Origin of the sequence: Tenacibaculum aestuarii, from assembly GCF_964510395.1 — a bacterium.
In the GTDB taxonomy this organism is placed as follows: domain Bacteria; phylum Bacteroidota; class Bacteroidia; order Flavobacteriales; family Flavobacteriaceae; genus Polaribacter; species Polaribacter aestuarii.
Genome location: NZ_CAZEFY010000003.1, coordinates 388,160 through 411,121, shown reverse-complemented (window position 1 = coordinate 411,121; position 22,962 = coordinate 388,160). Strand labels below are relative to the sequence as shown.

Here is a 22,962-nt window from a genome sequence, read left to right as displayed (position 1 = left end):
TTAACTTTTACAGTTGAAATATACTGCAACGATTTAAGGTGATTATCGCAATGGGGCTCACCTCTTACCATTCCGAACAGAGAAGTTAAGCCCATTAGCGCCGATGGTACTGCCACTGGTGGGAGAGTAGGTCGTTGCCTTTCTTTTAAACCTCAATCTTTTAATAGATTGAGGTTTTTTTTTGCCTTTTTTTTAGAATATTATAGGGATCCTCTTAACAGGAAATAGTTATACAGGTAGATTTTACAATAGCTATGAAAGTAAGTCCTAGAAAAACCTATAAAATATGCTTTTGTTTTACTTAAAAATAGGTCTATGTATGATTTTTGTCATTCATTTAACTTAATTATATCTGGATCTTTGTATTTTAAAACTAAAAATTTATGGCAAACAAATTGAGTATGGTTACTGTTGAAGAAGCGGTAGCATCTGTACAATCAAATAATAAAATCTTTTTTCAAGGAGCAGCAATGACTCCTAATTTATTAATAGATAGTTTATGTAATCGTTATCAAGAGCTATCAAATGTAGAAATCATTCAAATACATACGCATGGTAATGCTAAGTATTTAGAAGAACCTTATAGTAAGTCTTTTAAGCTTATAAGTTGTTTTGTAGGCGATAATGTAAGAAAAGGAGTAAATACGAATAATGGAGATTATATTCCTATCTTTTTAAGCGAAATTCATTGGTTATTTCGTCGTAACATTTACGAGTTAGATGTAGCTTTTATCCAGGTTTCTCCGCCAGATAAACACGGTTATTGTTCGTTAGGGACATCAGTTGATATTACGTTACCTGCTATTCAAACTGCTAAAAAAGTAATTGCTTTGGTAAATCCGAATGTACCTAGAACTCATGGAGACGGAATTATTCATATTAGTAATATAGATTATGCTGTTGAAGTAAATACACCAATACACGAATCAGTTTCAGGAATTCCTTCTGAAATAGAAATTAAAATAGGAGAAAATGTAGCAGGATTGATTGAAGATGGAGCTACGTTACAAATGGGAATTGGAAATATACCAAATGCAGTATTGCATAATTTAACCAATCATCAGCGTTTAGGAATTCACACCGAAATGTTTTCTGATGGAGTATTACCATTAATAGAAAGAGGTGTAATTACTGGTGAAGAAAAAGAAATTAAAACAGGAAAGATAGTAACTTGTTTTGCTGTAGGATCACAAAAATTATACGATTTTATAGACGACAATCCTTTAGTACACTTTAAAGAAGCTGGTTATACAAATGATACTTCTATTATTAAGAAAAATCCGAAAGTAACTGCTATAAACAGTGCAATTGAAATAGATTTAACAGGACAAGTTTGCGCTGATACTATTGGGCAATACCAATATTCTGGTGTAGGAGGGCAAATGGATTTTATTAGAGGGGCTTCTTTATCAAAAGGAGGAAAGGCTATTATAGCAATGCCTTCTATTACTACCAAAGGAGTTTCCAAGATTACACCATTTTTAAAAGAAGGAGCAAGCGTAACAACTACCAGAGCACATGTGCATTATGTTGCAACAGAATATGGAGTCGTTAATTTGTTTGGAAAAAGTTTAAAAGAAAGAGCAAAAGCACTAATTTCTATAGCGCATCCTAATTTTAGAGAAGAGTTAAAAAAAGAAGCTTTTAATAGATTTAAAAAGCTATAAAAAAAGGGAGTGTTTAAATACTCCTTTTTTTATAATGATTTGGTTCTTTTTTCTAACTCTAGTGCTTTTCTATGCAGTATATTGTGTTCTAAATGTATATGATGGTATAAATCTTGTTCAAACTCTTCAAGTTTAATGTAAAGGTCTTTATACGTATTCGAGACACTTTCTGGAATGGAATAGTTATCTGTTAGTTTCGCTATTTTTCTGAAAATATTATTAATTTCTTCATGTCCATGCTCTAACATTTTTATAGGGGTATGTATCGTGGTGAATGAAGGAATACTTATTTTTTTGTGCTCTTTGTCAGCTACTATTAGCTGTTTTATATAAGGGAAAAGTATTTGTTCTTCTTTTTGAAGGTGAGATATAACTTCAGAAGAAGCTTTTCTAAATAGTTTATTAATTTTTAATAGTTCAGGATGTGTATTACCATAGGTTTTTATAACTTCATTTATATATTGAATAATTATAGGTAAACTTTCTTTTACATAAGAATGATGTACACTTTCAATATAAAGGATTAAAAAGTTTAAACTCCAAGTGTTATAATCTTGAAGTACATCACTAACGCTTTCAACATTTTCCAATTCACTTTTTAATTCACTTAAGTTTATTTTCTTCTTTTGGCAGACTTTGTTTATTGTTATATTTCCTTTACAGCAAAAATCAATTCCATATTTCTTAAAAATAGGAGCTGTTTTTATATTCTCTATTACATAATCAGCGACTGTTCTATTTTCTAAGACATTCATTTTTTTTATTTTAATAAATACTGATATAAGTTTATAATTTGTAATTATTTTAACTTAAATTATACTATAACTAAGAGGAATAATGTTTTTTATTACAAATAAACAGGTAAAAGATCATTTAAAACATGATATAAATCATCCTTGAAAAAATAATTAAGGTTTCTGTTAAATTTATTCGAAAGCTTTAGTGAGTGTCATAGATTTGTAAGTAGTAATAAAAAGAAGCTACTAATAAGATAATAATAGAATTTTTAGGAATGAGCGATAAAATATTAACTTGGAAAGATATTATTTACTTTGCTGTAAACGGAAATCCAACACCAGATAGCAGAGTAGAAAAAACTTCAAAAGAATGGGCAGCAATACTAACTTCAGAACAATTTAGAATAACAAGAGAAAAAGGAACAGAGCGACCAAATTCTGGAGCTTTATGTAGTGTGTACGATGCAGGTAAGTATAAATGTGTATGTTGTGGTACTCCTTTGTTTGATTCAACGATTAAATTTAGTTCAGGCACTGGTTGGCCTAGTTTTACACAACCCATAAAAGAAAATGCCATTCAATATGAAAAAGACACTACTTTTGGCATGGTGCGAGTAGAAGTGATGTGCAATACTTGCGATGCGCATTTAGGTCATGTTTTTCCTGATGGACCAGAACCAAGTGGCTTACGTTATTGTATCAACTCTGCATCAATGATATTAGATACCGAATAAATATGGAAGTATTAACTGTTGGAGGTGGTTGTTTTTGGTGTGTTGAAGCAATTTTTAACCAAATAAAAGGTGTAGAGAAAGTAGTTTCTGGTTATATGGGAGGAACTGTTCCAGGAACACCAACCTATAGAGAAGTATGTTCTGGATTAACAGGACATGCAGAAGTAATTCAAGTAATGTATAATCCTGAGATTATAAGTTATGAAGAGTTATTGGTGATTTTTATGACTAGTCACGATCCTACAACTTTAAATAGACAAGGAGCCGATGTAGGAACTCAATATCGATCAGTTATTTTTTATCATACTGAGGAACAACGAGCAAGAGCAGAACAAGTAATTGAGGAGTTAAAACCTTATTTTGAAAGTCCTATTGTTACAGAAGTTAGTCCAGCTACTACATTTCATGCTGCGGAAGAGTATCATCAAAACTACTATGAAAATAATAAGCAACAGATGTACTGTGCAGCAGTGATTTCGCCTAAATTGACTAAACTGAGAAAACTGTATGCAAGTAAATTAAAAGAACAATAAAACGTGTTGAAATTCAATATACAAAATACCTTTACAAAAGAATTACCTGCGGATCCAATTCAAGAAAATACCCGAAGACAGATAACAGAAGCTTGTTTTTCGTATGTAACGCCTAAAAAAACTTCCAACCCTAAAGTTTTACATGTTTCTGATGAAATGGCAAAAGAGTTGGGGCTTTCAGAAGAAGAAATAACTTCGGAAGAGTTTAAAAATGTATTTACAGGTAATAAAGTGTATTCAAATACGCAACCGTATGCGATGTGTTATGGTGGACATCAATTTGGACATTGGGCAGGTCAGTTAGGAGATGGAAGAGCAATTAATTTGTTTGAGACAGTACATAATAATAAAAACTGGGCATTACAGCTGAAAGGAGCAGGGGAAACACCATATTCACGTACGGCAGATGGATTGGCGGTATTGCGTTCTTCTATTCGTGAGTATTTGTGTAGCGAAGCCATGCATCATTTAGGTGTACCTACTACAAGAGCTTTGTCGTTGGCATTGTCGGGAGATCAGGTGTTAAGAGATGTGATGTACAACGGAAATGCAGCCTACGAAAAAGGAGCTATTGTATGTAGAACAGCCGAATCTTTTTTGCGCTTTGGAAACTATCAAATTTTAGCAGCTAGAGGAGATGTAAAAACCTTGAAAACACTGGTAGATTATACGATTACTCATCATTTTTCTCATTTAGGAAAACCTTCCAAAGAAACGTATGTTTCCTTTTTTAAAGAAGTTGCGGATCGCAGTTTAGATATGGTAATTCACTGGCAGCGTGTTGGATTTGTACACGGAGTAATGAATACAGATAATATGTCGATTCTTGGTTTAACTATTGATTATGGTCCTTACGGATGGTTAGAAGGTTATGACCATGGATGGACACCAAATACCACCGATAATACGCACAAACGTTATCGATATGGTTCGCAACCAGAAATCGTTTTATGGAATTTATACCAGTTAGCAAATGCCTTGTATCTTTTAATTGAAGAAGCGAAACCTTTAGAAGCTGTTTTGGAATATTACCAAGAGAAATTTCCTGAAAAGTATATGCAAATGATGCGAGAAAAATTAGGACTTTTTTCTTCAAAAGAATCAGATGGAAAATTAGTTTCAGATCTTGAAGAAGTACTTAAAAAAACAGAAACGGATATGACTATTTTTTTCCGATTATTAGCAGTTATTTCAAAAGAAGATACAGTTGAAAATGCCATCAAAAAAATAGAAAAAGCATTTTATACACCATCAGAAATTGTTGATGAAGTTAAATTATTTTGGGAAACTTGGTTTCAAAATTACTTGGATAGAATGCAAAATGAAACTGTTTCAGATGAAGATAAAAAGACAAAAATGAATGCTGTAAATCCGAAATATGTACTTCGAAATTATATGGCTCAACTAGCAATTGATGATGCCGATAAAGGAAATTATTCGTTGTTAAATGAGTTATATTTGCTACTTAAAAATCCTTACGATGAGCAACCAGAAAACGAAAAATGGTTTGCAAAACGACCAGAATGGGCACGAAATAAAGTAGGATGCTCTATGTTATCTTGTAGTTCTTAATATAAAAATAATTATTATATTTCGGTTTAATTAATATGTCTTATATCGTTGATTTTTAATGTATTAAGTATTGTATTTAAAAATAATTCAAAAAGATTTTTTTAATAAAATTCAAAATAAATTTGGAAAATCCATTTTTATAATTGAATATTTGTGCTCGTAAAAGTTCAAACACTTATTGACGATGTTATCAAGAAAGGTGGAGGGATTAGACCCTATGAAGCCTTAGCAACCCTTTGTGCAAACAAAGAAGGTGCTAAATTCTACCAGAGTGCAAAACTCAAGGATAGATAACCCAAAGAAGTTTCTTTAATAACTACAAGAAACTCCTTATAATTTCTTAATAACATTTTTCTAGTAAGCAACATCTAACAAAGATGTGTTTTGGCTTTTGGTTTAATTTTTTATTAACTCAAAAACAAGAAAAATGAGTACACAAAAATTCGCAACAAATGCGTTGCATGCAGGTCACGATGTAACACAAACAAGTGGAACGCGAGCAGTTCCAATTTACCAAACTACGTCGTATGTTTTTAACGATGCAGAACATGCAGCAAATTTATTTTCGTTAAAGGAACTCGGGTTTATTTATACCCGATTAAACAACCCGACCAATCAAATTTTACAAGATCGTTTAGCTGCTTTAGAAGGTGGTATTGGGGCTGTAGTTTTTGCTTCGGGGACAGCAGCTATTTCGACTGGATTGTTAACCTTACTAAAAGCAGGAGACCACATAGTAGCTTCAAGTAGTTTGTATGGTGGAACCTACAATTTGTTAAACGTTACTTTACCAAGATTAGGAATTACGACTACGTTTGTGGATGCATCTAATCCAGATAGTTTTGCAGAAGCTATACAAGAGAATACCAGAGCTTTCTTCGTTGAATCTTTAGGAAATCCGAAGTTGGATGTATTGGATTTAAAAGCGATTTCTGCTCACGCTAAAAAAGCAGAAGTACCTTTTATTGTAGATAATACCGTAGCAACTCCAGCTTTGTTAAACCCGATTGAACATGGGGCAAATATTGTAATTCACTCGTTAACAAAATATATTGGCGGACAAGGAAACTCGTTAGGAGGAGCAATCATTGATGCAGGAACCTTTAACTGGGCAAATGGAAAGTTTCCTGAGTTTACAGAGCCTTCAGCAGGATATCACGGATTGGTATATCACGAAGCTTTAGGAGCAGCATCGTACACGTTTAAATTAATTTTAGAAGGTTTACGTGATTTTGGAGGAGCGTTAAGTCCAACAAATGCTTTTAATATTATCCAAGGATTGGAAACCTTAGATGTGCGAATTAAAAAGCATAGTGAAAGTGCTTTGGAATTAGCGAAATGGTTACAAGAGCAAGAAGAAGTTGCTTGGGTAAACTATCCAGGGTTGGGAGGAAATCAGTACAAAGCTTTAGCAGATGAATACTTACCAAAAGGTCAAAGTGGATTGGTAACTTTTGGCGTAAAAGGAGGTTACGAAGCCGCTAAAAAGATTGCCGATAACACAAAATTGTTCTCATTACTAGCAAATATTGGAGATACTAAATCCTTAATTATTCATCCAGCGAGTACTACACACCAACAATTAAGTGACGAAGCACAAGAAAGTACAGGTGTTACGAAAGACTTAATCCGTCTATCAGTTGGATTGGAAAATATTGAAGATCTAAAAACCGATTTACAAGAAGCATTTGCTAAAATTTCTAAAGAAGTATTAGCATAATATAACTAGCTATTTGTTCTGAATTTACTTCAGAATAACATAAAACAACATCGGTAATGAAAAGCGATTTACAACACATACATATTCTTAGTTACACCACCATAAGCGGTACACGATTCGATACAATTCCGTTGAGCTATCAAGTTTTCGGAAAAACATTGGGTACCGCTCCTGTGGTATTGATTAACCATGCACTCACAGGAAATAGCAATGTCGCGGGAAACCAAGGTTGGTGGCAAGATTTAATAGGAGAAAACAAGGTTATAGATACTAATGAATATACCATTTTGTGCTTTAACATACCCGGAAATGGGTATGACGATTTTTTAATTGATGACTATAAAAGTTTTGAAGCACGTGATATTGCAAATATCTTTTTACAAGGACTACAACAGTTGCAAATTGAAAAGTTATTTGCATTGATAGGAGGTTCTTTAGGAGGTGGAATAGCATGGGAAATGGCTGTATTGAATCCGAAAATTACCGAGCATTTTATTCCTGTAGCAACCGATTGGAAATCGACCGATTGGTTGATAGCGAATTGTCAAATACAAGAGCAATTTTTAACCAATTCTAGCAATCCGGTACACGATGCACGCATGCACGCCATGTTGTGTTACAGAACACCAGAATCGTTTAAAAAACGTTTTCAGCGCTCAAAAAATGAAGAATCAGAACTTTTTAATGTAGAGAGTTGGTTGTTGCACCATGGAAAAAAGTTACAAGAACGCTACCAATTAGCTTCTTACAAATTGATGAATCAGTTATTAAAAACCATCGATGTAACCAAAGGAAGAGAAGGGCTAGATGTATTAGAGACGATCGAGGCAGATATCCATATTGTTGGCGTTGATTCCGATTTGTTTTTTACTGCGGAAGAAAACAGAGAAACACACAAACAACTGGCATCATCTCATGCGAATGTAACCTATAATGAAATTAATTCAGATCATGGGCATGATGCTTTTTTAATAGAGTACAAGCAATTAGAAAAAATTATTGAACCGATATTCAATCAAAAATCAACAAATAAAAGAATGAAAATTTTAAAGTTTGGCGGAAAATCTTTGTCGAATGAAGGGATACAAAATGTAGTATCTATCATAGAACAGAAAATTAATGAAGGAGAAAAAATAGCAGTGGTAGTATCTGCAAGAGGAAATGCCACAGATGAGTTAGAAGAACTCTTAGAAAGAGCCGCTAAAAATGAAACTTTTAAAGAACAATTAGAAGCGTTTCGATTTGAGCAAACCAAATTAACTCCGTTGGTAGATTTTTCTACGGAATTTAATCGCTTAGAAAAGTTGTTTGAAGGGGTGAGTTTGTTAGGTGATTATAGTCAAAAGATAAAGGATGAAGTACTAGCACAAGGAGAGTTATTGTCTATAAAAACGGTAACCGATTTATTACAACAAAAAGGAATTAACGCGCATGCAACGGATTCAAGAGAGCTGTTAAAAACAGATGAGATAGTTGGAAAAGGGCAATCGATTGTTGAAATTTCTAAAGAAAATGTGTTAAATCACTTTAAGCAATACAACGGAACAACTGTGAATGTAGTTGCTGGATTTATAGCATCAAACCTAAAAAATGAAACTACTACTTTAGGAAGGAATGGAAGTAATTATACGGCTTCGTTGTTAGCGAACTATTTGGATGCTGAAGAGTTACAAAACTATACGCATGTAGATGGGATTTTTACAGCCAATCCTGATTTGGTAGCTGATGCTAAGAAGATAGAAGTATTGTCATTTTCTGAAGCGAATGAATTAGCAAACTTCGGAGCAAACATCTTACATGCCAAAACAATTATTCCGTTGTTAGAGAAGAATATCAATCTACGAATTTTAAATACCTTCAATCCTAACGATAATGGGACGTTGATTACAGCAAAATCAACTTTAAAAGGCATTAAATCTTTATCGGTTTTAGATAAGGTTGCTTTGATCAATTTTGAAGGAAGAGGTTTGTTAGGTAAAGTAGGCGTGGATGCACGTATTTTTAAGGCGTTGAGCAATCACGGAATTAGTGTGAGTATCATTTCACAAGGTTCATCAGAAAGAGGAATTGGTTTAGTGGTTGATAAATCGAATGCAGCGGCAGCTGTAAAAGCTTTAGAACAAGAGTTTGAAAACGATATACAAACGAAAGATGTAAACCAGATTTCGATACAGGAAGAAGTATCGGTAATTTCAATAATTGGTCAAGATTTAAGTGAGTTCCATCACCCATACAATGCGTTGATTAAGAATCAAATAGTTCCGCTATTGTTCAACAATACCATTACAGGTAAAAATGTGAGTTTGGTAGTGAAGAAAGAACAGTTGCACAAGGCACTGAATGTGATTCACGGTCAAGTATTTGGAGTTGCTAAAAAGATTAACATTGCTGTTTTTGGTAAAGGTTTAGTTGGGGGAACGTTAATAGAGCAGATTTTAGAGAACTCAAAATCGATTTTAGAAAGACGTAAAATTCAACTGAATATTTTTGCCATCGCTAACTCTAAAAAAGTACTCTTAACTAAAAATGGAGTCAATACTGACTGGTCAAAGGAGCTTGAAAAAGCTAACGAAAATCAGGACATTATTAATAGTGTAATCAACTATGCGAAAGAGCACCATTTAGAAAATTTAATCGCAGTAGACAATACAGCTAGCTTAGATTTTATAGAGAATTACATTCCGTTAGTCAATACAGGGTTCGATTTGGTTTCATCTAACAAAATAGCCAATACAGTTTCGTACGATTTTTATAAAAAACTACGTAAAACCTTAGAGGAAAACAATAAAAGTTACTTGTACGAAACCAATGTAGGTGCAGGATTACCGTTGATTGATACGATTAAACTGTTACACGATTCAGGAGAAAATATCACGAGAATTCGAGGTGTATTTTCAGGCTCGTTAAGTTACTTGTTCAATAAATTTTCTGCGGAAGAAGTACCGTTTTCAACCGTATTACAAGAAGCAATTGACAGCGGATTTACAGAACCAGACCCTCGTGAGGATTTGTGTGGAAATGATGTAGCTAGAAAATTATTGATTTTAGCTCGTGAGCTAGATTTAGAAAATGAATTTGAAGATATTCAGATAGAGAACTTAATACCAGAAGCGTTTAGAGAAGTATCTTCAGAAGAATTTTTATCTAACCTAGAACAATTAAATCCAACGTTTCAACAGCAGAAAGAAGCTCAAGAAGAGAAACATGTGCTTAGATATATTGGAGATTTACATGGAGATTTACAGCAAATAAAAGGAGAGTTGGATGTAAAGCTAGTCTCTGTACCAGAGAGTTCTCCTTTAGGAAGTTTAAAAGGTTCCGATGCCATTTTTGAAATTTATACAGAATCTTACGGAGAACAACCTATCGTAATTCAAGGAGCAGGAGCAGGATCAAAAGTTACTGCAAGAGGCGTATTTGGAGACATCTTACGATTAGCAAAGAATAATAACTAAAAAAGAGAAGAAAGAAAATAGATACAAGAATTAAGACCCAAAAATCTTGATTCTTTTACCTTACAACGAAGCGGTCAAACATCTAAAAAAATAACATGAGCAAAAATTTTGAAACACAAGCCATACGAACGCAAACAAAACGTTCACAATTTTCAGAGCATTCTACACCTTTATACTTAACTTCAAGTTTTGTGTTTGACGATGCTGAAGATATGAGAGCGTCGTTTGCTGAAGAAAAGCAACGAAACCTATACAGTCGATTTTCAAACCCGAATACCACAGAATTTGTTGATAAAATAGTGACTATGGAAGGTGCCGAAGCAGGATATGCGTTTGCAACCGGTATGGCAGCGGTGTTTTCAACTTTTGGAGCTCTGTTAAATGCGGGAGATCATATAGTATCGTGTCGCTCTGTTTTTGGTTCAACACATAGTTTGTTTACCAAATATTTACCAAAGTGGAATATAGAAACGAGTTACTTTAAAATTACCGAAGTTGATAAAATCGAGAGCTTAATTCAACCGAATACCAAAATATTATATGCTGAAACTCCAACCAATCCGGCAGTTGATGTTTTAGATTTAGAGTTGTTAGGAAGTATAGCAAAGAAGCATAATTTGTTATTGGTGATAGATAATTGTTTTGCAACACCTTACTTACAGAATCCAATTAAATTTGGAGCTGATTTGGTGATTCACTCAGCAACAAAACTCATAGACGGTCAAGGGCGTGTTTTAGGAGGCGTAACCGTAGGAAAAGAGGAACTAATTAGAGAAATCTATTTATTTTCAAGAAATACAGGTCCTGCAATGTCTCCTTTCAATGCTTGGGTATTGTCTAAGAGTTTAGAAACCTTAGCAATCAGGGTAGAAAAACATTGTGAAAACGCCCTCAAAGTAGCGCAGTTTTTAGAAGAACATCCAAAGGTGAACTTGGTGAAGTATCCATTTTTAAAATCACATCCACAGCATGAAATTGCAAAAAAGCAAATGCGACTAGGAGGAAATATTGTTGCTTTTGAAATCCAAGGAGGTATTGAAGCTGGACGTAAATTTTTGAATAGTATTCAACTATGCTCATTATCAGCAAATTTAGGAGACACAAGAACCATTGTAACACATCCAGCATCAACCACACATAGCAAGTTAAGTGAAGAAGATCGATTAGAGGTAGGAATTACTGATGGTTTAGTACGATGTTCGGTGGGATTAGAAAACGTAGAAGATGTAATTCACGATTTAAATCAAGCATTAAATAATTAAGAAGTAAAGCATATATTTGTAATATGCTTTCTAAGAAAACAAAATACGGAATTAAGGCACTTACTTTTATTGCAAGGCAAGAAAAGGGCACTATGGTACAAATAGCTACCATTTCAGAAAAGGAAAATATTTCGCACAAGTTTTTAGAAAGCATATTACTTACCTTACGAAAATCAGGAATTTTAGGAGCAAAAAAAGGAAAGGGCGGAGGCTATTATTTGCTAAAGCCAGCCAGCGAAATTAGAATGACTGATGTTATAAGAACACTAGAAGGACCTATTGCTATGGTACCATGTGTTAGTTTGAATTATTATGAAAAATGTGATGATTGTCCAGATGAAGAAGCTTGCTCAGTACACAAACTAATGATTCAAGTAAGAGATAATACGCTACAAGTACTTCGTAATAATACACTTGCAGATTTAGTGTAGTATTAACAAATTGTAAAATTCAAATATTTTTTTGATTTCTCCTTGGAGAATTAAAAAGCATCTGTATATTTGCTGACTTAAAACCTAGTATTCCGATAGGGTAAAGGTATTTTAAAAATGATCGCAGAACAAATAGTAGAAAATAGAACGAATTATAGAGACGATAAGCTTTCTGAAAAACCAATAAGAAGCATTGTGAAATCAATTAGTTGGAGAGTTGTAGGAACCATGGATACCATATTAATCTCATGGATAATTACCGGACAAGTAAAAACAGCTTTTTCAATTGGAGCGATAGAATTAGTAACAAAAATGCTATTGTATTTTTTTCACGAAAGAGTTTGGAACAGTATTAAATGGGGTAAAAAATGAGCATAGAAACAATGAATTTAGAAGCAGTAAACGAAGCGTTAAAAAGCAAATCTCCAAAGGAGATTATTGTTTGGGCGTTACAACAGGCTAACAAGGCGGTAGTAACCACAAACTTTCGTCCCTATGAAGGAGCAATTTTACAAGCTGTAGCATCAGTAAAAAATACTATAGAAGTTATTTGGTGTGATACAGGGTATAATACTCCACAAACCTATAAACACGCTGAAGAGTTAATTGAAAAATTGCAGTTAAACGTTCAGTTGTATGTTCCTAAACAAACGGTAGCACATAGAAATACCACATTAGGTTTACCAACAGTTGACGATCCAAAACATGCAGTTTTTACTGAGCAAGTGAAGTTGGAGCCTTTCAAAAGAGCAATGAATGAGCACAAACCAGATGTGTGGTTTACCAACTTAAGAAAAGGGCAAACTGCTTTTAGAGATAGCATTGATATTGTTTCAAAAAGTAAAGATGGAGTATTAAAAGTAAGTCCATTTTACCATTGGTCAGATGAAGAGTTAGATGCGTATTTAGAAGAACACCAATTACCAAACGAGTTTAAATACTTCGATCCCACAAAAGTAGAAAGTAACAGAGAATGTGGTTTACATATTTAAAAATAGGATTATGAATACAGAAACGATACAAGTAGGAGCTTTAGAAAGTGAAGCCATATATATATTAAGAGAAGTAGTCGCGCAATTTGAAAAACCAGTACTGTTATTCTCTGGAGGAAAGGACAGTATTACTCTAGTTCGACTAGCTCAAAAAGCATTTTATCCAGCGAAAATTCCATTTCCTTTATTACATGTTGATACAGGACATAATTTTCCTGAAACCATTGAATTTAGAGATCGATTGGTAGAGGAGTTAGGAGTAGAATTAATCGTAAGAGAAGTACAAGATAATATTGATGCTGGTAAAGTAAAAGAAGAAACAGGAAAGTACGCGAGCCGAAACATGCTACAAACCGAAACGTTATTAGATGCCATTGAAGAATTTGGTTTTGATGCGTGTATCGGTGGAGCGCGTAGAGATGAAGAAAAGGCGAGAGCAAAAGAACGTATTTTCTCAGTACGAGACGATTTTGGACAATGGGATGAAAAGAATCAACGTCCAGAGTTGTTTGATATGCTAAATGGAAGAATTGATTTAGGTCAGAATGTACGTGTTTTTCCAATTTCTAACTGGACAGAATTAGATGTATGGTCGTATATACAACAAGAACAAATTGAAATTCCATCCATCTATTTCGCTCATAAAAGAGCCACTTTTATTAGAGACGGGTTAATCTGGTCTGCAAACGATGAAGTTGTGTATAGAGAAGAGGAAGAAGAAGTACAAGAGCGTATGGTGCGATTTAGAACGGTTGGAGATATGAGTTGTACGGCTGCAGTATTATCTGATGCAATAGATATTGATACCGTGGTAGATGAAATTAGAGAATCTTCTATATCAGAAAGAGGAGCAAGGATAGACGATAAACGCTCAGAAGCAGCGATGGAAAAACGTAAACAACAAGGATATTTTTAAAAAGAAAACCTAGTATTTAGTATAGAGTAATGAGAGAAAAATACTCAAAGCTCAATACTAATCACTCAATACTAAAAGAACATGAACGTAGTAAAAATAGCAACAGCAGGAAGTGTAGATGACGGAAAGAGCACACTAATAGGGCGAATTTTATACGATACAAAGTCATTAACACAAGATAAATTAGAAGCTATAGAAGAAAAAAGTAAGCAACGCGGATTTGATTACTTAGATTTTTCTTTGGCAACAGATGGTTTGGTAGCAGAACGTGAACAAGGAATAACCATTGATGTAGCTCATATTTATTTTTCAACTCCAAAAACGAGCTTTATCATAGCCGATACTCCAGGACATATAGAGTATACCAGAAACATGGTTACGGGAGCTTCAAATTCACAAGCTTCTATCATTTTGGTAGATGCCAGAAATGGAGTGGTAGAACAAACCTATCGTCATTTCTTTATCAATAATTTATTGAGAGTAAAAGACGTGATAGTAGCTGTAAATAAAATGGATTTGGTAGATTTTTCAGAAGAGAAATTCAATCAGATTAAAGGAGAAATAGAGTATTTAGCTAAGAAGAGCGACTATCAAAATCAAAATATCACATTCATACCTCTTTCAGCTTTGAAAGGAGATAATGTTGTGAAGTCTTCAGAAAACATCCCTTGGTATAAAGGAGAAACATTACTGAATCACCTTGAAAACTTGGGGTCTGAAGATACGCAAGAAGTATCAAAAGCACGTTTCCCTGTGCAAACAGTTATCCGTCCAAAAACAGACGAATATCACGATTTCAGAGGATATGCAGGGAAATTGTATGGAGGTGATTTAGCAGTAGGAGATAGCGTAACGGTATTACCATCAGCAACAAAATCTACCATAAAAAGTATTCAGTTTTTTGATAAAGAATATGCAAGAGCAAAAAGAGGAAGCTCTGTAAACATCACCTTAGAAGATGATGTAAATGTAAGTAGAGGAGATATGTTGGTAAAAACAGGAGAAGAACCTTCTGTAGTAAAACAGTTAGAGGCTACTATTTGTTGGATGGATAAAACACCATTACAAGCTTCTCAAAAATATTACATCAAACATGGTGTAAATGATGTGCAAGCAAAAATAACAGAACTAACAGCGTTAATCCGTACCGATTTTTCTGGAAAAGAAGAAACTCCATCTCAATTATCACTAAACGAAATTGGAGAAGTGAGTTTAAAAGTAAGTAAACCATTGTTTGTTGATTCATATGAGGAAAATAAAGCAAACGGAGCGTTTATAATCATCAATCCTAAAACTAATACCACGTCAGGAGTTGGTTTTATCAAGTAAATAATAAAAAGTTATGGCAATAATCATTACAGATGAATGTATCAACTGTGGGGCTTGTGAACCAGAATGCCCAAATACAGCCATTTACGAAGGAGCAAGTGACTGGAAATATAGTGAAGGAACCTCATTACAAGGAAATGTAACCTTATTGGATGGAACTTCTGTAAATGCAGATGAGGAGAATGCACCAGTATCAGATGAGTATTATTTTATAGTACCTGATAAATGTACCGAGTGTAAAGGGTTTCATGAAGAACCCCAATGTGCGGCAGTATGTCCGGTAGATTGTTGCGTGCCAGATGATGCACATGTAGAAACCGAAGAACAATTGTTAACAAAGCAAAAGTTCTTACATAACGAATAACAACGCTTTTACAAGCAAATAAGGAGTAAAACCAGATGCAAAGTTTTAGATCAGAAATAGAAAATCCTGTTGTAGAAAAGGATATCCTAGAGTTAGAACGTAAAATACGTTTGTTTAACGAAGGAAAAATAGATGAAGAACGTTTTAGAAGCTTACGTTTAGCCAGAGGAATTTACGGGCAACGTCAATTTGGAGTGCAAATGATTCGTATCAAATTACCCTATGGTAAAGTTACAAGCGAACAATTACATAGAATAGCCGATGTTTCTGATGAATATTCAAGAGGGCGTTTGCATATTACCACACGTCAAGATATTCAAATTCATCATGTAAGTTTAGACAGAACCCCAGAGTTATGGGCACAGTTAGAGAAAGACGATATTACGTTGCGTGAAGCATGTGGTAATGCGGTACGTAATGTTACGGCTTCAGAAACTGCGGGAATCGATCCGAAAGAACCGTTTGATGTAACACCGTATGCACATGCTACTTTTCAATTTTTCTTACGTAATCCAATCTGTCAGGAAATGGGAAGAAAGTTCAAAATGTCTTTTTCTGCTACAGAAGAAGATACGGCGTTGAGTTTTATTCACGATTTAGGATTCATTGCTAAAACGAAAACAGTTGACGGTAAAGAAGTAAAAGGATTCAAAGTGTTGTTAGCAGGCGGATTGGGTTCACAACCGCGACATGCAGATGTAATTTATGAGTTTTTAGATGCAGAACTACTAATTCCTACTATTGAAGGAGTGTTACGTGTGTTCGACCGTTATGGAGAGCGTGTAAAAAGAGCCAAAGCTCGTTTAAAATTCTTGGTAAAAGATTTAGGAGTGGATGCTTTTTTAGAACTAGTAGCAGCAGAAAGAGATGCATTAGCGTATAAAACCTATCCGATAGATACTACCGACTTTGAACAAGATATTGTTTTTGAAACCAACGAAGTTCCATCTGTAGTAATTGAAGATGAAGAAGCGTATCAAAACTGGAAAACAACAAATGTTTTCAAGCAAAAGCAAGCTGGATTATACGCGATAGGTATCAAAGTACATTTAGGAGATTTTTATACCGATAAAGCACGTTTGTTAGCAGATTTAATCAAAAAATTTGGAGCAAATGAGTTACGTTTTACGCTACGTCAAAATATCTTGATTCGTCATGTAAGAGCAGCGTTTTTACCATTTTTCTATACAGAATTACAAAAGTTAGGTTTTGCAGACGCAGGATATAATAGTTTGAATGATATCACTGCATGTCCGGGAACGGATACGTGTAATCTAGGTATTGCAAGTAGTACAGGAATTGCAGCAGAGTTAGAACGTGTGTTAAAAGCTGAATATCCACAGTATGTGAATAACAAAGACATCACTATTAAAATTAGTGGCTGTATGAATGCTTGTGGACAACACAATATGGCACATATTGGTTTTCAAGGAATGTCTATAAAAGTAGGAAACCTATTAGCTCCAGCTTTACAAGTGTTGATTGGAGGAGGAGTTTTAGGTGGCGGAAATGGTCGTTTTGCTGATAAATTGGTAAAAATACCAAGTAAAAGAGGACCAGAATCTTTACGAATCTTATTAAACGACTTCGAAAGCTATAAACAAGCAAATGAAGATTTCCTAAACTATTATGATAGACAAGGAAAAACATATTTCTATGAGCTGTTAAAAGAATTATCAGACACTACCAATTTAACAGAAGATGATTTTATTGATTGGGGACACGATAAAAACTATGTAAAAGCCATAGGAGTAGGAGAATGTGCAGGAGTGGTGATAGACTTAGTAGCAACCTTACTGTTTGAAAGTGAAGAAAAGCTAGAAAATGCTTCACAGGCCTTGAATAATCAACAATGGTCAGATAGTATTTACCACGCTTATGCAGCTATGGTAAACACAGCTAAAGCCTTGTTAACCGCCGAAGGAGCAAAAACCAATACACAAGCAGGAATCATTACCAATTTTGATGAATTGTTTGTAGCAAATAATAAAATAGAATTATCAAGTTCATTTGCAGAATTGATTTATCAGATCAATAAGAATGAACCTACGGAAGCTTTTGCAAAAAAGTATTTAGAAGAAGCATCATCATTTTATAAAACAATTGATGCTTACCGAAAAGTAGCCGTAGAAAGTTAAAAAAGGAGAGTCCAATGAAAAATCAACCGAAATTAACCGTAGTAGGTGCAGGACCAGGAGATGCTGATTTAATCACCTTAAAAGCCATTAAAGCATTAGAACAAGCCGATGTGGTATTGTACGATGCATTGGTGAATAACGAACTGTTAGGATATGTGAATCCGAATGCAGAATTAATTTTTGTAGGAAAACGAAGAGGATGTTATCGCTATCAACAAGAACAAATCAATGAGTTGATTGTTGCGAGAGGATTTTCTCACGGACATGTAGTACGTTTAAAAGGAGGTGATCCATTCATTTTTGGTAGAGGAGCAGAAGAAATGGAATATGCCGCAAAACATGGATTAGAGGTTGCTGTAGTACCAGGGATTTCTTCATCGTTAGCGGTACCAGCTTATCAGAATATCCCGTTGACAAAAAGAGGAAGTTCAGAAAGTTTTTGGGTCATTACAGGAACTACAAAACAGCACCAATTATCAAATGATGTTGCCTTGGCAGCAAAATCAAGTGCAACGGTTGTTATTTTAATGGGAATGGGTAAGCTCTCTGAAATCATTCAACTTTTTAAGGCAGAAGGGAAGAACGAATTACCGGTAGCTATTATTCAAAACGGAACAACTCCTGAAGAAAAAATAGGAATTGGTACCGTAGATACGATAGAAGAAGTAGTTGCTAAAAATAACTTGAGTAATCCTGCTATTATTCTGTTAGGAGATGTGGTAAATCACAGACAGCAATTACTACAAGTGCAACAAGAAGTAGCTTTAAAAGAAGTGGTATAATGGAAGAAAGAAATAACTTATATCCTATCTTTTTAAAAACAGCAAGCTTGGAAGTACTAATAGTTGGAGGAGGGGTTGTTGCAGAAGAAAAGCTACGATTTTTATTAAAATCGAGTCCAGACGCTAAGGTAACTATGGTAGCTCCTTTTTTTAGAGAAGAAACCATTGCCATAGCTCAAAAAGGTAAGGTAAATAGGATAACAGATAGCTATAATGATACCTATTTACAAGGAAAACATTTGGTGATTGCGACAACCGATGTTCCTGAGGTAAATATACAAGTGTATAAAGATTGTAGGAGCCAAAATAAATTGGTGAATGTAGCGGATAATCCACCATACTGTGATTTTTATATGGGGGGAATTGTTACTAAAGGAAATGTAAAAGTAGCCATTTCAACCAATGGGAAATCACCCACAACAGCTAAGAGGTTACGTCAGTTTTTTGAAGAAGTAATTCCAGAAGACATCAATCAATTAGTACAAAACTTAAATAGTTATAGAAAAACTATCAAAGGAAACTTTGAACAAAAAGTAGAAACATTAAATAAGCTAACTGAGAGTTTAGTAAAGTAACGTCATTGCGAATCTTTCGACTGTCGCTAAAGACAGGCTAAAATGAAGCAATCTGTTAGTCGATAAACAGATTACTTCGTATTCCAATTCATTGGAATTCTCGTAATGACAAAATAAAGAGAACATGATACAAACAGATATATTAATTATAGGAGCGGGTCCAACAGGACTATTCACTGTTTTTGAAGCAGGATTGTTAAAATTACGTTGTCATTTAATTGACGCCTTACCTCAACCAGGAGGGCAATGTTCAGAAATTTATCCAAAAAAACCTATTTACGATATTCCAGCATATCCAGAGATCTTAGCAGGAGATTTAACTAAGAACTTAATGGAACAAATCAAACAATTTGAACCAGGGTTTACCTTAGGAGAACGTGCAGATACTATTGAAAAACAAGATGACGGAACGTTTATCGTAACCACCAATAAAGGAACAAAACACCAAGCACCTGTGGTAGCTATTGCTGGTGGTTTAGGAAGTTTTGAACCCCGTAAACCTATCATTCCAAATATTATCGATTTTGAAGACAAGGGAGTGGAGTACATGATTAAAGAACCAGAATTGTACCGTGATAAAGATGTGGTAATTGCAGGAGGAGGAGATTCTGCTTTAGATTGGTCTATTTTCTTAACAGATGTAGCAAAATCGGTGACCTTAATTCACCGAAGAAATGAGTTTAGAGGAGCGTTAGATTCTGTAGAAAAAGTTCAAGAATTAAAGAATTTAGGAAAAATCAATTTGATAACGCCTGCTGAGGTAAAAGCAGTATTAGGTAAAAAACACGTAACAGGAGTGGTAGTAGAGGAAACAGGTAAAGAACCATTCATTATTGATACAGATCATTTCATTCCACTTTTTGGATTGGCACCAAAGTTAGGTCCTATTGCAAACTGGGGATTAGAAATTGAGAAGAACGCTATTAAAGTAAACAATGCACTAGATTACCAAACCAATGTTGAAGGTATCTATGCGATTGGTGATGTGAATACTTATCCAGGAAAATTAAAATTGATTTTATGTGGATTTCACGAAGCAACGTTAATGTGTCAGAGTGCTTATCAGCGCATCCATCCAGATAAAAAATATGTGATGAAGTATACAACAGTAGGAGGCGTAGATGGTTTTGATGGAACCCGAAAAGAAGCACCGAAAGCAGTAGTAAAAGCGATTCAATAATGGAGCAGGATGTTACAATAAAAATTACCGATCGTGATGGTGTATTGCACGAGGTAGTTGCTCCGACAGACATGGCAATGAACCTAATGGAGGTGGTTCGATCGTACGAATTAGCTCCTGAAGGAACTATTGGTATTTGTGGTGGAATGGCAATGTGTGCCTCATGTCAATGTTATGTGAAGTCGAATCATGAATTACCAGAAATGAATGATAATGAAGATGCAATGCTAGCAGAAGCGTTTCATGTGCAAGAAAATAGCCGATTAGGGTGTCAAATTCATATAACTCCTGAATTAGAAGGATTAGAAGTTGAGTTAGCTCCCGAAAGTTAATTATTTTTGTAAAAATTTATCACATGGGATTCAAGCAGTACGATTTATCATTAAAAGACGATGTAGAAGTTTTTACAAAACAATTATTTTATGCCTTGTTTGATGATGTATGCCAAGAAAAAGCCAATCATTTAAAAGAAAAGTTTGAAAAAATTTTAAAGGGTTTAGCTATTGAAAATGCTTCAGAAGTATGGGCAGTATATCAACAAACGTTTTGTGAAATACGAGAAAAGCTAGATTTAGATGCTAAAGCATTTGAAAAGACCGATCCCGCCTGTAAAAGCTTAGGAGAAGTGTATTTAGCCTATCCAGGATTCCATGCGATTGCCGTATATCGTTTAAGTCATGAGTTGTACAAAATGGAAGTTCCGATTTTACCAAGAATGATGAGCGAATATGCACACGGATTAACAGGAACGGATATTCACCCAGGAGCAACCATTGGCGATTCGTTTTTTATAGATCACGCAACAGGAATTGTGATTGGAGAAACCACGATTATTAAAGAGAACGTAAAAATATATCAAGGAGTTACTTTAGGAGGAATTCAAGTAAAGAAAGAATTGGCTTCCATAAAAAGGCATCCAACGATTGAAAATAATGTAACCATTTACGCCAATGCAACTATCTTAGGAGGCGATGTAGTGATAGGAAGAGATAGCATAATTGGCGCTAATGTTTGCGTAACCACCTCTGTACCCGAAGGGTCTATTGTGACCTATGAGTCAGAAAATAAAATAACCACTAGAAAATCCTATGTTAAATAATGTAGGTAGAAAAGTAACCATGAAAACTAAAACGATAATAGATAGCATAGGAAATACACCTCTAATAGAAGTTTCTAACATCCTTCAAAAAGAAGGGGTGAAGTTATTACTAAAATTAGAAGGAAACAATCCTGGTGGAAGTGTAAAAGACCGAGCAGCCTTTAATATGATTGCTGAAGCTATCAAAAGGAAAAATATCCGCCCAGGAGATTATTTAGTAGAAGCAACTAGTGGAAATACAGGAATTGCATTAGCGCTCATGGCTAAAATATTAGGTGTAAACATGGTATTGGTAATGCCAGAAAACTCTACCGAAGAACGTGTAAAGACTATGCGAGCATACGGAGCAGAGGTTATTTTAACGGATGCAGAAAAAGGAATTGAAGGTTCTAGAGATGTTGCCCTAGAACTACGTTATAAAAAAGGCTATTTTATGCTGAATCAGTTTGAAAATACCGATAACTGGAAAGCACATTATAAAACCACAGGTCCAGAAATTTGGAAAGATACCGAAGGGGAAGTTACCCATTTTGTATCTGCGATGGGAACTACAGGAACCATCATGGGAGTTTCTACCTATTTAAAAGAACAAAACCCTCAAGTACAAATTATTGGAGCGCAACCTAAAGACGGAGCTAAAATTCCAGGTATTCGTAAGTGGACACCAGCTTATCAACCAAAATTCTTTAACAAAAGTAAGGTGGATCAGGTGGTTGAACTAGACGAAAACGATGCTAAAAACATGACGAGAAGACTAGCACAAGAAGAAGGTGTTTTTGCAGGAATGAGTAGTGGAGGAGCGGTACATGCAGCGTTAGAAATAGCCAAAAATATTGATAAAGGTGTAATTGTAGCGGTGATTTGCGACAGAGGCGATCGCTATTTATCTTCGGATTTATTTCAATAGACTGTCTTTGTTTATTTAAACAAACGATTTTATATATAGCGTACGGATGTTATTCGTACGCTATTTTTCTGAAATTTCTTTAAGTTTATTCAACGCTTTATCCCAAGTTGAGTTAAAATAATCAAGGTAGTCGTCTGCTACATCGCAGTCTATTGTTACTGTGGTGACTCCGTTATGCTCTTGAAATGAATAATTTTCCAGTGAACCTGCCCATTTTTCAATTTCAGCACCTTCGGTAATTTCATTTTCACCGTCTAAGATACCGTTATGACGAATGGAAATAAACTGAAAAGGAATATTATCTACAATTTCTGAGACCATTCCACCTTTTTTACCATTTTCATCCGTTCCTACAAAATAGATTTTACTTCCTTTTTCCCAGCTCCCTTCATATGTTGAGGTCGGATTAAACTCAGCTGTCCATTGCTGGTAAGTTTCAATAGTATCAATACCCAACATGGTGTTGTACACTTTCTCAGCAGATGCGTTGATGTCTTTCTTAAATTGTAGCTTTTTCATGATTCTGTGTATTGGTTAAAGGTTTAGTTTTTTGGCGTAGGGGAGAACAA

22 protein-coding genes, 1 rRNA gene and 1 riboswitch are annotated in these 22,962 nt (G+C 34.7%); of the genes, 21 read left to right on the top strand and 2 right to left on the bottom strand.

Annotated features, from left to right (window positions below):
- Positions 1-34 precede the first annotated feature (34 nt).
- Positions 35-143 (top strand): 5S ribosomal RNA (rrf, locus tag ACKTSU_RS08010).
- Positions 144-383: 240 nt separating this feature from the next.
- Entirely contained in the window at positions 384-1,667 is a 1,284-nt protein-coding gene (locus tag ACKTSU_RS08005) for an acetyl-CoA hydrolase/transferase family protein (RefSeq protein WP_408035852.1), read from the top strand.
- A gap of 29 nt (positions 1,668-1,696) precedes the next feature.
- Here the strand turns inward: ACKTSU_RS08005 and ACKTSU_RS08000 are convergent, their stop codons facing one another.
- Entirely contained in the window at positions 1,697-2,422 is a 726-nt protein-coding gene (locus tag ACKTSU_RS08000; protein ID WP_408035851.1) for a DUF542 domain-containing protein, read from the bottom strand.
- A 269-nt stretch (positions 2,423-2,691) separates the two neighbouring features.
- Between ACKTSU_RS08000 and msrB the strand changes: the two genes are divergently transcribed.
- The 19 genes from msrB to cysM all read left to right on the top strand — a co-directional run bounded on the left by msrB (position 2,692) and on the right by cysM (position 22,393).
- Complete coding sequence (gene msrB, locus ACKTSU_RS07995) at positions 2,692-3,138, top strand: peptide-methionine (R)-S-oxide reductase MsrB (protein WP_408036897.1); 447 nt, start codon at positions 2,692-2,694, stop codon at positions 3,136-3,138.
- A 2-nt stretch (positions 3,139-3,140) separates the two neighbouring features.
- On the top strand, positions 3,141-3,671 hold the full coding sequence (gene msrA, locus ACKTSU_RS07990; protein ID WP_408035850.1) for a peptide-methionine (S)-S-oxide reductase MsrA: 531 nt from the start codon (positions 3,141-3,143) through the stop codon (positions 3,669-3,671).
- A 6-nt stretch (positions 3,672-3,677) separates the two neighbouring features.
- On the top strand, positions 3,678-5,243 hold the full coding sequence (locus ACKTSU_RS07985) for a protein adenylyltransferase SelO (protein ID WP_408035849.1): 1,566 nt from the start codon (positions 3,678-3,680) through the stop codon (positions 5,241-5,243).
- Positions 5,244-5,427: 184 nt separating this feature from the next.
- Positions 5,428-5,540: riboswitch (SAM riboswitch) on the top strand.
- A gap of 130 nt (positions 5,541-5,670) precedes the next feature.
- Positions 5,671-6,963, top strand: coding sequence for an O-acetylhomoserine aminocarboxypropyltransferase/cysteine synthase family protein (locus tag ACKTSU_RS07980; protein ID WP_408035848.1), 1,293 nt, complete (start codon positions 5,671-5,673; stop codon positions 6,961-6,963).
- 56 nt (positions 6,964-7,019) lie between these two features.
- Positions 7,020-10,418, top strand: coding sequence for a bifunctional aspartate kinase/homoserine dehydrogenase I (gene thrA / locus ACKTSU_RS07975; RefSeq protein WP_408035847.1), 3,399 nt, complete (start codon positions 7,020-7,022; stop codon positions 10,416-10,418).
- A gap of 95 nt (positions 10,419-10,513) precedes the next feature.
- Positions 10,514-11,680, top strand: coding sequence for an O-succinylhomoserine sulfhydrylase (locus tag ACKTSU_RS07970; protein WP_408035846.1), 1,167 nt, complete (start codon positions 10,514-10,516; stop codon positions 11,678-11,680).
- 23 nt (positions 11,681-11,703) lie between these two features.
- Complete coding sequence (locus ACKTSU_RS07965) at positions 11,704-12,111, top strand: RrF2 family transcriptional regulator (RefSeq protein WP_028891802.1); 408 nt, start codon at positions 11,704-11,706, stop codon at positions 12,109-12,111.
- A gap of 117 nt (positions 12,112-12,228) precedes the next feature.
- On the top strand, positions 12,229-12,483 hold the full coding sequence (locus tag ACKTSU_RS07960; RefSeq protein ID WP_408035845.1) for a DUF2061 domain-containing protein: 255 nt from the start codon (positions 12,229-12,231) through the stop codon (positions 12,481-12,483).
- Positions 12,484-12,494: 11 nt separating this feature from the next.
- Entirely contained in the window at positions 12,495-13,103 is a 609-nt protein-coding gene (locus ACKTSU_RS07955) for a phosphoadenosine phosphosulfate reductase domain-containing protein (RefSeq protein ID WP_408036896.1), read from the top strand.
- A gap of 10 nt (positions 13,104-13,113) precedes the next feature.
- Positions 13,114-14,019, top strand: coding sequence for a sulfate adenylyltransferase subunit CysD (cysD, locus tag ACKTSU_RS07950; RefSeq protein ID WP_408035844.1), 906 nt, complete (start codon positions 13,114-13,116; stop codon positions 14,017-14,019).
- 81 nt (positions 14,020-14,100) lie between these two features.
- Entirely contained in the window at positions 14,101-15,348 is a 1,248-nt protein-coding gene (locus ACKTSU_RS07945; RefSeq protein WP_408035843.1) for a sulfate adenylyltransferase subunit 1, read from the top strand.
- Between the two features lie 13 nt (positions 15,349-15,361).
- Positions 15,362-15,712 (top strand): 4Fe-4S dicluster domain-containing protein, encoded by a 351-nt coding sequence (locus tag ACKTSU_RS07940; protein ID WP_408035842.1) that lies wholly within the window; start codon positions 15,362-15,364, stop codon positions 15,710-15,712.
- 35 nt (positions 15,713-15,747) lie between these two features.
- Positions 15,748-17,850 (top strand): HEPN domain-containing protein, encoded by a 2,103-nt coding sequence (locus tag ACKTSU_RS07935; protein WP_408035841.1) that lies wholly within the window; start codon positions 15,748-15,750, stop codon positions 17,848-17,850.
- A 14-nt stretch (positions 17,851-17,864) separates the two neighbouring features.
- The gene (gene cobA, locus ACKTSU_RS07930) at positions 17,865-18,632 is read left to right on the top strand and encodes a uroporphyrinogen-III C-methyltransferase (protein WP_274633761.1); all 768 of its coding nucleotides are present in this window, start codon (positions 17,865-17,867) and stop codon (positions 18,630-18,632) included.
- On the top strand, positions 18,632-19,207 hold the full coding sequence (locus ACKTSU_RS07925) for a precorrin-2 dehydrogenase/sirohydrochlorin ferrochelatase family protein (protein WP_408035840.1): 576 nt from the start codon (positions 18,632-18,634) through the stop codon (positions 19,205-19,207). Before cobA ends, ACKTSU_RS07925 begins: the two co-directional genes overlap by 1 nt.
- A gap of 124 nt (positions 19,208-19,331) precedes the next feature.
- Positions 19,332-20,387 (top strand): NAD(P)/FAD-dependent oxidoreductase, encoded by a 1,056-nt coding sequence (locus ACKTSU_RS07920; RefSeq protein ID WP_408035839.1) that lies wholly within the window; start codon positions 19,332-19,334, stop codon positions 20,385-20,387.
- Positions 20,387-20,719 carry a 2Fe-2S iron-sulfur cluster-binding family protein gene (locus ACKTSU_RS07915; RefSeq protein WP_408035838.1) on the top strand — a complete coding sequence of 111 codons (333 nt, stop codon included), beginning with the start codon at positions 20,387-20,389 and terminating at the stop codon, positions 20,717-20,719. The genes ACKTSU_RS07920 and ACKTSU_RS07915 overlap by 1 nt, the downstream gene beginning before the upstream one ends.
- A gap of 23 nt (positions 20,720-20,742) precedes the next feature.
- Positions 20,743-21,486: a serine O-acetyltransferase EpsC gene (gene epsC, locus ACKTSU_RS07910; protein WP_408035837.1), complete on the top strand. Its 744-nt coding sequence runs from the start codon at positions 20,743-20,745 to the stop codon at positions 21,484-21,486.
- A 19-nt stretch (positions 21,487-21,505) separates the two neighbouring features.
- The gene (gene cysM / locus ACKTSU_RS07905; RefSeq protein ID WP_408036895.1) at positions 21,506-22,393 is read left to right on the top strand and encodes a cysteine synthase CysM; all 888 of its coding nucleotides are present in this window, start codon (positions 21,506-21,508) and stop codon (positions 22,391-22,393) included.
- 60 nt (positions 22,394-22,453) lie between these two features.
- Here the strand turns inward: cysM and ACKTSU_RS07900 are convergent, their stop codons facing one another.
- A complete protein-coding gene (locus tag ACKTSU_RS07900; RefSeq protein ID WP_408035835.1) occupies positions 22,454-22,912 on the bottom strand; it encodes an SRPBCC domain-containing protein in 459 nt (152 codons plus the stop codon).
- Between the last annotated feature and the right edge of the window lie 50 nt (positions 22,913-22,962).